This is a genomic window from Gemmatimonadales bacterium (assembly GCA_035502185.1).
Classification (GTDB): Bacteria; Gemmatimonadota; Gemmatimonadetes; order Gemmatimonadales; family JACORV01; genus Fen-1245.
In genome coordinates, this window is record DATJUT010000015.1 from 82,048 (window position 1) to 94,245 (window position 12,198).

Consider the following 12,198-nt stretch of genomic DNA (forward strand, 5'->3'; position numbering starts at 1 on the left):
GCTGATGCCGTGACGGCAGCCGTCGCGGCAGTCGGGCGGTCTGGAGCGCGCCAGCTCTCCGTTCTCGGTGGGCTGGCGCGCTTCATCATGCGCGCCGTGCGCGCAGCGTCGCGGCTGACGCGAGCCGGCCGCTGGGTGATGCTGCGCGTGCTGATCAACCAGATCCGGTTCACCGCCCTCCAGGCCATCGGCCTGGTGGCGTTCCTGGCCGCGATCCTCGCCTTCCTGGTCATCTCGCAGAGCATCCGCCAACTCGGCCGCTTCGGCGCCGTGGACAATCTGGGCACCATCATGGTGGTGGCGGTGATCCGCGAGCTCGGGCCGCTGCTGACCGCGCTGATCGTGGTGAGCCGCTCCGGCACCGCCATCGCGGCCGAGATGGCGACCAACCGCGTGATGGGCGAGGTCACGGCGCTCGAAGCGATGGGCATCGACCCGTACATCTACCTGGTGCTGCCGCGGATGCTGGGTGCGATCGTCTCGGTGGCGACGCTGATGGTCGTGTTCGACGCCGTGGCGCTGCTCTCGGGCTACGTGGCCGCTACGACCAACGGGATGGCCCTGAGCCGCTACACCGCGATCGTCCTCCGCACGCTCTCCGCCAAGGACGTCTGGCTCACCCTCGCGAAGGGCGTGTTCTTCGGGGCGGCGGTGGCCCTGTTCTGCAGCTACCACGGCCTGGCGGTGAAGGCCGGCCCGACCGAGATCCCGCAGGCGGTGACCCGCGGCGTGGTGGCGACCATCGTCGCCATCTTCGTGCTCTCCGCGCTGTTCGTGGCGGTGGCGACGTGACCGAGCGGCGCACGTCGGTCGTGCTGGGGCCGGGCGTGGCGGAGCTCCCCGGGGCGCCCCCGCTGGCCTTCCGCGAGGTGGACCTGCTCGGCCGCGCGGACAAGGCCGGCCGCTTCAGCGTGGTCGTGGAGCCCGGCGCGGTGGTGGCCGCCATCGGCGACGAGGAAAGCGGGATCGAGGCGCTGGGACCCCTCGCGCTGGGGCTCACGGCGCCGCTGGCCGGCGCGGTCGAGGTGTTCGGCGTGCCGATCGCGCTGCTGCCCTACTACGACCTGCTCGGCTTCCGCCGCCACCTGGGGTACCTGCCGCAGGGCGACGGCCTCTTGCAGAATCTCACCCTGAAGGACAACGTGGCGCTGCCGGTGCGCTTCGCCACCGACCACCGCCTGCACGAGGTGGAGGCGCGGGTGGCCCAGCTCGTGGACGACTTCCGTCTCCGGTCCATCGCGGCCCTGCGGCCCGCCCAGGCCACCGAGGAGGATCGGCGCCGCGCGGCGATGGCGCGGGCGGTGGCACTGAATCCCAAGCTGGTCGTGCTGGAGCTCCCGTTCGTGGGCCTCACCAGCCGGGCGGCGAAGGAGCTGCTGGACCGGGTGAGCCGCAGCGACGACGGCAGCGCGCGGGCCATCCTGCTGACGTCGCGGGATCTGACGCCCGCGGTCCGCGACCTCGTGACCCACGCGGTGCGGGTGGTGGACGGGGTGGCGATCGAAGCCCAAACGAGGGAATCGGGATGGCGGTGAACGTCCAGCGGACCGACCTCTACGTCGGCGTGTTCCTGGTGGCCACCGTGGCCCTGGTGGCCATCGCCCTGATCGCGACCAGCGGGTGGGGCGTGGACCGCTACGACGTGTACGTGCGCACCGACAACGCCCAGGACATCGCGCCCGACACCAAGATCTACCTGCAGGGTCTCGAGGTGGGCCGCGTCGCGGCCATCGCGCCGTTGCCCCTGGGCGGCGCCGGCCGCCTGCAGTTCATCGTCCGGCTCCGCCTGGTGGACCGGTTCCCCGACGGCACGCCGCTGCGCCTGCCGCGCGGCACCTACGCGGAGGCGAGCAGCGGGCTGCTGGGCGGCTCGCAGCTCGAGCTCAGCGTCCGGCGGGACAGCGGCGGCACCCTGGCGCCCGGCGACACCATCAGCATGCAGCGCGGGACCTCGCCGCTCGAGGCGTTCGGCGACCTGGCACGCGACCTCAAGAGCACCATCCAGCACGCGCTGGTTTCGGCCACCGGGACGATGGACATGGTGCGCGTCCTGGCCGACAGCCTGCGGCTCGCCACCGGCACCGCGCGCCGCCTGCTGATCGCCACGCAGCCGGGCGCCGAGCGCATGCTCGCCGGGGTGAACGCCAACCTCGACCGGCTGCAGGTGGTCCTCGACAGCACCAACACGCGCACCGGCCTCACGTTCCAGCAGGTGGACGCGACCCTGGCGCAGTCCCGGCAGCTGCTGGCGAGCCTGGACTCGCTGACGCGTCAGATGACGGGCCTGGCCGGGGAGAACCGCCCGGACATCCGCCAGATGATCGCCAACTTCCGCGACATCTCCGCCCAGCTCGGCTACGTGCTCGAGCAGCTCAGCCGGCGGCCGCTGCGGTTCATCAGCGGCGTCAAGATCCCCGACAGCCTGACCTTCCCGCGCGCGCACCCGGCGGGGCCCGATTCCGCCTCCCCGGCCGCGTCGCCGCCGCCCCCCGACCGCGCGCGGGCGCCGGCGGCGCCGGACCCGACCCGCCCCCCGCCTTGGCCGTGAGCAAGCTCGTCCTCCTGCACGGGCCGGCCTGGGACGGCGGCCCCGCCCGCGCGGCCCTCGACGCCGAGCCGATCGAGCGCAAGGTCGTCGTCGCGCCGCCCGCCAGCCTGATCGACGAGCGCCCGACGGTGCTGCTGCTCGACGAGTCGCTGCGGCGCTCGCTGGGCGCCGACGGCGTGCGCGCCGCGGCCGACGCCGGGGCCGCGCTCATCGCGCTCGGCGCCCCGGGCGAGACGGACCTCCCGGCCGACCTGCCCGGCGCCGACCTGGCGCCGGTCTTCCTCACCGCACCGGTCGGCGCGCGGCAGCTCCTCGCGGCCATCCGCGCGGGCTTCCGCGAGGCGGCCGCCCGCGCCGAGGTCCAGCGCGCCCGGGCCGAGGTGGCCGCGCGCTCGAAGGAGATCACCGACCTGACCCAGATCGGCGTGGCCCTCACCACCGAGCGCAACTACGACGTCCTGCTGGAGATGATCCTCACCCAGGCGCGGCGGATCACCCAGTCCGACGGCGGCTCGCTCTACCTGGTGGAAGGCCGCGACACGCCCAACCCGAGGGTCCGCTTCAAGCTCGCCCAGAACGACACGGTGCCCAAGGCGCCGTTCGTCGAGTTCACGATGCCCCTCAATCACGCCAGCGTGGGCGGCTACGTGTGCTCGACGGGCGAGACGGTGGTGATCGACGACGCCTACTTCCTGCCGCCCGACGTCGAGTACTCGATCAACCGCAGCTTCGACGAGCGCAACCGCTACCGCTCCAAGTCCATGCTCACCGTCCCGATGAAGAACCACAAGAACGAGATCATCGGGGCGCTCCAGCTCATCAACCGCAAGCGCGACCCGGCCGCGGTCCTCGCCACGCCGGCGGACGTGGACGCGCAGGTCATTCCGTTCTCGCGGCGCTCCGTCGAGATCGTCAACGCGCTGGCGGGCCAGGCGGCGGTGTCGATCGAGAACAGCCTGCTGTACGAGGACATCGAGCGCCTGTTCGAAGGGTTCGTCACCGCCGCCGTCACTGCCATCGAGCAGCGCGACCCGACCACCTTCGGCCACTCGGGACGCGTCGCGACGATGACCGTCGGGCTCGCCGAGGTGGTGGACCGCTCCGGCGACGGTCCGTATCGCGCCGTGGCGTTCTCCCGCGAGCAGCTCAAGGAGATCCGCTACGCCGGCCTGCTGCACGACTTCGGCAAGGTGGGCGTGCGGGAGCAGGTGCTCGTCAAGGCCAAGAAGCTCTATCCGCCCGACCTCGCCCTGCTCAAGAGCCGTTACGCGTTCATCCGGCGCACGGCCGAGGCGGAGTACCATCGCCGCCGGGCCGACTGGCTGCTGGGCAACCCGCGGGAGGGCTACGAGCGATTCCTCGCCTCGCTCGACGAGGAGCACCGGCGCGAGCTGGAGGACAGCGAGCGGTTCCTCAAGACGGTGCTGCAGGCCAACGAGCCCACCGTGCTGCCCGAGGGAAGCTTCGAGGAGCTGCTGGCCCTCGCCCAGCGCAACTACACGGACATCGACGGCGCCGCGCAGCCGTACCTCAACGACGACGAGGTGCGCTTCCTCACCATCCGCAAGGGCAGCCTCGACGACGCCGAGCGGCTCGAGATCGAGAGCCACGTCACCCACACCTACCGCTTCCTGCTCCAGATCCCGTGGACCAAGGAGCTGTCGCAGATCCCGCTCATCGCCTACGGCCACCACGAGAAGCTGGACGGGAAGGGCTACCCCCGGAAGACGCGGGCCCCGGAGATCCCGATCCAGACGCGGATGATGACCATCAGCGACATCTTCGACGCGCTGACCGCCGCGGATAGGCCGTACAAGCGCGCCGTGCCGCTCCAGCGCGCGTTGGACATCATGAGCGACGAGGTCAAGGGCGGGATGCTGGACGCGGACCTGTTCCGGCTGTTCATCGAGGGGAAGGTGTTCGAGAAGCTGAGTGAGGGGTGAGAGGTGAGAAGGCGAAGTGAGAAGCAACCGCGTGAGAGGTGAGTCGGCACTCACCTCTCACGCCTTTCACCTCTCACGTCTTCGCCTCTCACGTCTCACCTGAACGTCTCACCTCTCACGCCTGACCTCTCACCCTTCACTGCTGCGCTCGACGCCTCATCAGGCCTCCCACCACCAGCGCCCCCGTCCCCACCAGCGCCAGCACCCCCACCCAGTCCCCCCAGCGCACATACAGCGTCCGACCGGACGTCGTCCACACCGTGTCGGCCTCGATCCGCCGGGCGTCGAGCGGCGTGCGCAGGTGGGTGTACCCCAGCGGGTCCACAAACTCGCTGATGCCGGTGTTGGCGGCGCGCGCGACGCCGATGCGCGTCTCGATGGCACGCATCACGAGGTGCGCCGCGTGCTGGTAGGGGGCCGCGGTGCGGCCGAACCACGCGTCGTTCGTGATGTTGACCAGGAAGTCGGCGCCGCGCGCCCGGTAGAGCCGCGGCAGGTCCTCGAACGCCGACTCGTAGCAGATCAGTACGCCGAAGCCGCCCGCGGCAAAGCGGTACACGGGGAACCGGTCGCCGTGACCGAAGCCGCCGAACCACTTGAGCCTGCCGAACCAGCGTGGATTGACGAACGGCACCCGCTCGACGATCGGCACCAGGTACTTCTTGCGGTAGGACGGCCAGGACGCGTCGGAGCCCGTCGAGTCGAAGAAGAAGGCCGCATTGTATGCGTCGTAGCTGCCGTTGGGATAGAACTGCGCGTCGAGCGCTCCGGCCAGGATCGGGACGCGGGCGCGCCGCGCCGCGTCGCCGATCCACTGCACCCACTGCGGGTGCTCGACGAACCAGCCCTCCGCGGCCGCCTCGGGCCAGGCCACCAGGCGCACGCCCGGCAGCGAGTCCGCCTTCGCCGTCAGCCGCAGCAGGTCCTGCACCAGCACGTCCTGGTCGCGGAGGCTGCGCTTCTCGGCGAAGCCGACGTTGGGCTGGATCACCCCGACGGTCGTGACCGGCCGCAGCACCGTCGTGCGCTCCCGCCAGACGCCGTAGCCCAGGGCCACGACCACCGAGGCCCCCGCCACGGCCGCGGGCCGCCAGGTGCGGCGGCGCAGCGCGACCACCGCCGCCGCGCTGACCCACGCCAGCCACAGCGTCACGCCGCGCGCGCCGGCGAGGTCCGCCCACTGTACCAGCACGGGCACCGAGGAGAGCGACGTGCCCAAGCCGAGCCACGGGAAGCGGACTTCACCCTGGTGCCCGATGCACCACTCCATCGCGGTCCACAGCAGCGGGAACACCGCCCACAGCGGCACGCCGGTGCGGCGACGGACCCACACCGTGGTCCAGCAGAGCAGCGACCACCATCCGCCCAGGATCAGGATCGTGGCGAGGTAGCCCGCCGCGGACAGGGGGGTGAAGTGCCACAGCGCCACGATCATCCAGTACAGCACGAGACCGTTCGCCAGCACGCCGGCCCAGAACCCCAGCTTGGCGGCGCCGGCGGCGGCCGCGGCCGGATCGAGCCGGTCCTCGAGGCGCCACAGCAGCGGCACCAGCGCCACGAAGGCGGGGAGCACCAGGCTGTACGGCGGGTACGCGACGAACAGCAAGACGGCGGTCGTCGCGGCCGCCGCCAGGTCCCTCCGGTCGGGAAGCCAGCGGCGGGGGCTCACAGCTTGACGTCGCGCTGCTCGTCGGCCGACTTGTAGGTCGCCTCGAGCACCCGGCTGAGCTGGACCTGGTCCTCCGGCGCCTCGGCGTCGATCTCGCCACGGATCGCCGCGAGGAAGTACGCCCACTCCGAGCGGTACGACGCCGAGAACGGATTCTCGCGGCCCGCCGCACCCGTGGGCGTCACGTCCACCGGCGCGCCGTGCAGCTCCTTGAACACCCGCAGCGGCGAGATCGAAGCCGAGCCCTTTGTGCCCTGCACGTCCAGCCAGGTGCGCTCCCCCTCGCCGACGTGGCGCCACGAGACGTCGCAGAAGATGGAGAGCCCGCCCTCGCAGAACAGGTGCGCCGCACCGAGCTCGTCCACCTGCTTGGCGCCCGGCCCGCGGTCGAGGTAGGCCGAGACGCGCTCGACCGCCGGGCTGCCGGCGAGCCACAGCGCGAGGTCCAGCATCGGGAGGCCGAGGTCCATCATCACGCCGCCGCCCGACTCGGCGCGCCGGGAACGCCACCCGAGGCTGTGCTGCATCTGGCGGAAGACGTGCCACCCGCAGCGGATGGTCGACAGCGCGCCCAGCTCCCCGCCCTTGAGGAAGCCCTGCACCGCCTGCACGTCGGCCCGGAAACGATTGTTCATCGCCACCAGCAGGGTGCGCCGGTAGCGCTCCGCAGCCTTGACCACGCGGGCCGCGCCGGTGGGGGACAGCGCCAGCGGCCGCTCGACGAGCACGTGGGCGCCGGCGGCGAGCGCGGCGACGGCGTGGGCCTCGTGCAGGTGGTTCGGCGTGCAGATCACCACCGCGTCCACCTTTGCCAGTTCCAGCAGCTCCTCGATGTCGCCGTAGGCGGCGCCGGTCTCGAACCGTGCCGCCAGCGCCCTCGCCTTGGGGCCGTCGTTGTCGCAGATGCCCACCACCTGCACGCCCTTGAGCTTGCGGAGCACCGGCAGGTGCGCGACCTGGGCGATCGCGCCGGCGCCGACCACGCCGACCCGGATGTTGGAGACTGCGCCGCCGCCAGCCATCAGTAGAGCCGCTCCAGTCTGGTCCCCGGATAGTAGGTCGCCAGGATCTGCGCGTACCCCTGCCCCGCCCGCGCGCGGCCCACCGCCCCCCACTGGCACATCCCGACCCCGTGCCCCGCGCCCGCCCCGGCCGCGACCACCTTCGTCACCTCGCCGCCCTCCTTCTCGACGTGCAGCTGGAACAGGGTGGACGACAGCTGCCGGTCCGGCGCCGGTCGGAGCACGTCGCGCACCTGGTACGACGCCACGGTGTAGGTGCCGCTCGTCGTCGTCACCACCAACTCCGCCACCCGCCCGGTGGGCGTGGTCTTCGTGATCGAGAGGTCGGTCACGCGCCCCAGGCCCGCCGCGGCCGCGCCCAGCGCCGCGGGCAGCGTCCGCGCCAGCACCGCGTTGAGCGCCGTCCCGTCCCAGGTCTCGTTCCAGCGGAAGCTGGGCGCGGCGCTGCAGTAATAGTCCCGCGGGCCGGGTCCGAAGCGATCCGACACGGCGCGAAGGTACGGCAGCGGCGGCCCGTTGCGGAAGACCTGGTCGGCGGCCTCCGTGGACCAGCCGCAGGCGGAGTGGTACACCGCCTCGATGGGCTGCCCGTTCCACAGGAGGACCTGCCCGTAGGTGTCGCGCGTCGCGGCCGTGACCTCCGGCTTCTCCGCGTCGGCGCCCGGGTACACCTGGTCGGCGACCGTGGGGTACACGTCGAAGCCCAGCGCCTCCCGCCGCCCGCGGAAGTGCAGCACGAAGGTCCGGGTCGCGACCGTCTGGGCCATCACGGCCTGCCGCACCTCGGGCGCGCGCATCCCGAGCTCGGCCGTGGTCACCGACGCCACGTACCACTCGAGCGGCACGCGGTTGACGATGGTGATCCCGGTCGAGCCCCGGGCCACCGTCGCCTCGCCGCGGTACCGCCGGCCGCCGATCACCACCAGGTCCGTCGGCTGGTCCGGATGGACGGTGACCGGCGCCGCGAGCTGCAGCGGCTCCGGGCGGTCGGGACGCGTGAAGCGCAGGCTCCCGGGGTCGTCGCCCGGCTCCACCCGCCAGGTCGTACCCGCGTCCACGACGGCGACGATGGCGCCGTCCGCGCCGAGCACGCGGTACTGGCCGGTGGCGCTGAACTCGCCCGACGCCTGGTCCACGACGATCCCCACCCGCACGACCGGCATGCCCTGCACCGGGCCGAACGGCGACGGCCGCGGGCAGCCGGTCGCGAGCAGCGCCGCCGCCACGGCGAGCGCTCGGCGCCTCACGGCGTCACCTCGCCGACGAGATCGTAGTCGAGCGCCTCCGCGATCCGCACCCGCACGAAGCGGCCGGTCTCCGGCACCGCGCCGGCCGGCGCCCGCAGGTGCGTGCACCCGTCGACGTCGTCCGCCTGCCAGACCGTCCGGCCGACGGCCACGCCGGGGTCCTCCGGATGGGCGGGCCCGTCCACCAGCACCTCGACCTCGCGCCCCACCAGTCGCTGCAGCCGCTCCGCCGAGATGGCGCGCTGCAGCTCCAGGACCTCCGCGAGCCGCTCCTGCTTGACGCCGTCCGGCACGTCGTCCGGGAGCGCGGCGGCGCGCGTGCCCTCCTGCTCGGAATAGGCGAAGGCGCCCACGCGGTCGAACTGCAGCTCGTCGAGGAAATCGAGCAGCGCCCGGAAGTCCTCGTCCGTCTCGCCCGGGAACCCCACCAGCACGGTGGTCCGGAGCGCCAGGTCCGGTACCGCCTCGCGCAGCCAGCGGACCTTCGCGCTGATCGTGTCCGGCCGCTCGGGCCGGCGCATCGCCGCGAGCATCCGCTCGGTGGCGTGCTGGATGGGCATGTCGAGGTAGGGCGCCACGCGACGCTCGGCCGCCATCAGCTCCACCAGCTGCGGCGTGATGCCCGCCGAGTACACGTAGAGGCACCGGTACCACGGCACGCCGGTCTCGCGGAGCAGCGCCGCGAGCAGGTCGGCGAGCCGGGGGCCACCGGGGACGTCGCGCCCGTAGTGGCCGAGGTCCTGGGCCACGAGGTTGATCTCCCGGGCGCCGGCGCGCTCCAGCTCCACCGCCTCGCGCACCAGCTCCTCCAGGGGGCGGGAGCGGTGCAGGCCTCGCATCAGGGGAATGGCGCAGAACGCGCAGGTGTGGTCGCAGCCCTCGCTGATCTTGAGATAGCGCACGTGGGGCGTGGTGCCGAGGTACTGGCGCAGGCCGGGGTGCGCGGTCTCCTCGGCCTCGAGCAGGCCCGCGCGCGTCAGGCGCGGCACCAGATCGGGCAGGTCCTTGAAGCCGAAGAAGAAGTCCACCTCGGGCAGCTCGGCCTTCAGCTCGTCGCCGTAGCGCGCGATCAGGCAGCCCACGGCCACCACGGCGCGGCAGCGGCCGTCCTGCTTGTAGCGGCCGGCCTGGACCATCGCCTCGATGGATTCGCGCTTGGCGGCGTCGATGAACCCGCAGGTGTTGACCAGGATCACGTCGGCCTCGTCGAGGCCCGCCGCGAGCGTGGCGCCGTGGCCCACCAAGCCCGCGACGAGGTGCTCCGTGTCCACCGTCGCCTTGTCGCAGCCGAGCGAAATGACGCCGAGCTTCAACCTAGGTGAGGAAACTCTCGAGGGCGCGCGCCTTGGAGATGTGCCGCAGGCGCGACAGGGCTTTCTCCTTGATCTGTCGGACGCGCTCGCGGGTGATGCCCAGCAGGCTCCCGATCTCCTCCAGGGTCATCGGCTCCTGCCCGTCGAGCCCGAAGTACAAGCGCAGGATCTTCGCCTCCCGCTCCTTGAGCGTGCCGAGCACCCGCTCGATGCTCTCGCTCAGCGCGTGCTCGAACGTCTGCTCGTCGGGCGTGGGGTTCAGCGTGTCGGGGAGGTAGTCGAGCAGCTTGTTGTCTTCACCCGGGCTCATCGGCGCGTCGAGGGAGAGATGGCTCTGCGAGATGGAGAGGGTCTTGGCGACCTCCTCCTCGCTGATGTCCATGCCCTCGGCGATCTCCTCCACCGTGGGCTCGCGCCCCAGCTCCTGCTGCAGCGCGGAGGAGCGCTTGCCGATCCGGTGCAGCGTCCCGGCGCGGTTCAGCGGCACCCGCACGATGCGGCTCTGCTCGGCGAGCGCCTGGAGGATCGCCTGGCGGATCCACCACACGGCGTAGGAGATGAACTTGATGCCCTTGGTCTCGTCGAACTTGTGCGCCGCGCGGATCAGGCCGAGGTTGCCCTCGTTGATCAGGTCGGCGAGCGAGACGCCCTGGTTCTGATATTTCTTGGCGACGGAGACCACGAACCGCAGGTTGGAGCGGACCAGCTTGTCGAGTGCTTCCTCCTCGTTCCGCTTGATGCGGACGGCGAGGTCGATCTCGTCTTCGCGGCAGATGAGGGGGTACGCGCTGATCTCGCGGAGGTACTGATCCAGCGAGCCTTCGTCGACCGACGTCTTCCGGACGGAAGGCAGATGCCGTGCCATGAAGCTCCGCTACGGTGCGATCACCGTTAGTGTACCCACGCCCCTACGGGAGGGCAAGAGCCGTCAGGCCTTCTCGCCGCTCCCGGTTCGCGGCTACTCCTCGCCGTACGTGTCGATCTGCGCCCGCTGCAGTCGACCCGAGTAGTCGACGTACACCACCTTGGTCTCGGAGAAGAAATCGTACACCGCCCAGCCGCCCTCGCGGTGCCCGTTGCCCGTCTCCTTCACGCCGCCGAAGGGCAGGTGCGCCTCCGCGCCGATGGTGGGCGCGTTGATGTAGGTGATGCCGGCGTCGATGTCCTCCACCGCGCGGAACGCCGCGTCCACGTTGCTGGTGTACAGCGAGCTCGACAGGCCGTACTTCACGTCGTTGTTGACCCGGATCGCCTCGTCCAGGGAAGCGACGCGCGTCACTGCGAGCACCGGCCCGAAGATCTCCTCCTGCTCGAGCCGCGAGCGCGGCTTGACCCCGGCGAACACCGTGGGCCGGTAGAACCATCCCCTGGCCAGCTTGCCGCCGCCGGCGCGCCGGCCGCCCACCTCCAGCGATGCGCCCTGCTGCTTGCCGACCTCCACGTACTTCATCGTGGTCTGGAGCGCCCCCTCGTTGACCAGCGGCCCGACCTCGGTCGCCGGCTCAAGCCCGTTGCCCAGCCGCAGCTTCTCGACGCGGTCGCACAGCATCCGGAGGAACCGGTCGTGGATCTTCCGGTGCAGCAGCAGCCGCGAGGTGGCGGTGCACCGCTGGCCGGTGGTGCCGAACGCGCCCCACAGCACGCCGTCCAGTGCCAGCTCGAGGTTCGCGTCCGCCATCACGATCATGGCGTTCTTGCCGCCCATCTCGAGCGACAGCCGCTTGTGCAGCCGCCCGCACACCTCGCCCAGCCGCGCGCCGGTCTCGGTCGAGCCCGTGAACGAGAGCAGCGGCACCTTCGGGTGCTCGAGCAGCGCGTTGCCGACCGCGGAGCCGCGGCCGTGCACCAGCTGGATCACCTCCGGCGGGAGGCCCGCGTCGAGCAGCACCTCGACCAGCAGCGTGCCGGTGTGCGGGACGTCGTTGGCCGGCTTGAAGACCACCGCGTTCCCGCACAACAGCGCGGGGAAGATCTTCCAGGTCGGGATCGCCATCGGGAAGTTGAACGGCGTGATGATGCCGGCGACCCCGATCGGCCGCCGGGTGCTCATCGCCCACTTGTCCCTGAGCTCGCTCGGCACCGTGTGGCCGAACAGCCGCCGGCCCTCACCCGCCGCGTAGTACGCGGTGTCGATGCCCTCCTGCACGTCGCCGCGCGTCTCCGCCAGCACCTTCCCCATCTCGCGGGTCATCGCCCGGGCGATCGTCTCCTTGCGCTCCACCAGCAGGTCGCCCACGCGGCGCAGCACGTCGCCGCGCTGCGGGGCCGGGACGCGGCGCCACCGCTCGAAGCCCGCCAGCGCGCTGCGGACCGCCCGCTCGACGTCGCGCGGACCGGACTTCGGGAACCGGCCGATCAGCTCGCCCCAGTCGGCCGGGTTCCGGTTCTCCATGTACTCGCCGGTCGAGGGCTCGACCCACTGCCCGCCGATGAAGTTCTTGAACGTCTTCGCCATG

10 protein-coding genes are annotated in these 12,198 nt (G+C 71.8%); 4 read left to right on the forward strand and 6 right to left on the reverse strand.

Annotation, left to right across the window (positions count from 1 at the left end; all coding sequences use genetic code 11):
* The first annotated feature begins 9 nt into the window (after nucleotides 1-9).
* From VMF70_01865 to VMF70_01880, 4 genes are read left to right on the forward strand one after another with little or no spacing between them, the layout of a single operon-like run.
* Nucleotides 10-792, forward strand: a complete 783-nt coding sequence (locus VMF70_01865; protein HTT66752.1) for an ABC transporter permease — start codon at nucleotides 10-12, stop codon at nucleotides 790-792.
* Nucleotides 789-1,535 (forward strand): ATP-binding cassette domain-containing protein, encoded by a 747-nt coding sequence (locus VMF70_01870; protein ID HTT66753.1) that lies wholly within the window; start codon nucleotides 789-791, stop codon nucleotides 1,533-1,535. The genes VMF70_01865 and VMF70_01870 overlap by 4 nt, the downstream gene beginning before the upstream one ends.
* A complete protein-coding gene (locus tag VMF70_01875; GenBank protein HTT66754.1) occupies nucleotides 1,526-2,548 on the forward strand; it encodes an MlaD family protein in 1,023 nt (340 codons plus the stop codon). The genes VMF70_01870 and VMF70_01875 overlap by 10 nt, the downstream gene beginning before the upstream one ends.
* Nucleotides 2,545-4,491, forward strand: a complete 1,947-nt coding sequence (locus VMF70_01880; protein HTT66755.1) for an HD domain-containing phosphohydrolase — start codon at nucleotides 2,545-2,547, stop codon at nucleotides 4,489-4,491. The genes VMF70_01875 and VMF70_01880 overlap by 4 nt, the downstream gene beginning before the upstream one ends.
* 136 nt (nucleotides 4,492-4,627) lie before the next feature.
* Here the strand turns inward: VMF70_01880 and lnt are convergent, their stop codons facing one another.
* From lnt to VMF70_01910, 6 genes are all read right to left on the reverse strand, one after another.
* Nucleotides 4,628-6,160 carry an apolipoprotein N-acyltransferase gene (gene lnt, locus VMF70_01885; GenBank protein HTT66756.1) on the reverse strand — a complete coding sequence of 511 codons (1,533 nt, stop codon included), beginning with the start codon at nucleotides 6,158-6,160 and terminating at the stop codon, nucleotides 4,628-4,630.
* Nucleotides 6,157-7,182 (reverse strand): Gfo/Idh/MocA family oxidoreductase, encoded by a 1,026-nt coding sequence (locus VMF70_01890; GenBank protein HTT66757.1) that lies wholly within the window; start codon nucleotides 7,180-7,182, stop codon nucleotides 6,157-6,159. Before VMF70_01890 ends, lnt begins: the two co-directional genes overlap by 4 nt.
* Nucleotides 7,182-8,429: a SpoIID/LytB domain-containing protein gene (locus VMF70_01895; protein ID HTT66758.1), complete on the reverse strand. Its 1,248-nt coding sequence runs from the start codon at nucleotides 8,427-8,429 to the stop codon at nucleotides 7,182-7,184. Before VMF70_01895 ends, VMF70_01890 begins: the two co-directional genes overlap by 1 nt.
* A complete protein-coding gene (gene rimO / locus VMF70_01900) occupies nucleotides 8,426-9,742 on the reverse strand; it encodes a 30S ribosomal protein S12 methylthiotransferase RimO (protein ID HTT66759.1) in 1,317 nt (438 codons plus the stop codon). The genes VMF70_01895 and rimO overlap by 4 nt, the downstream gene beginning before the upstream one ends.
* A 1-nt stretch (nucleotide 9,743) precedes the next feature.
* Nucleotides 9,744-10,607: an RNA polymerase sigma factor RpoD/SigA gene (locus VMF70_01905; protein HTT66760.1), complete on the reverse strand. Its 864-nt coding sequence runs from the start codon at nucleotides 10,605-10,607 to the stop codon at nucleotides 9,744-9,746.
* 93 nt (nucleotides 10,608-10,700) lie between these two features.
* A complete protein-coding gene (locus VMF70_01910) occupies nucleotides 10,701-12,197 on the reverse strand; it encodes an aldehyde dehydrogenase family protein (GenBank protein HTT66761.1) in 1,497 nt (498 codons plus the stop codon).
* Nucleotide 12,198 lies beyond the last annotated feature (1 nt).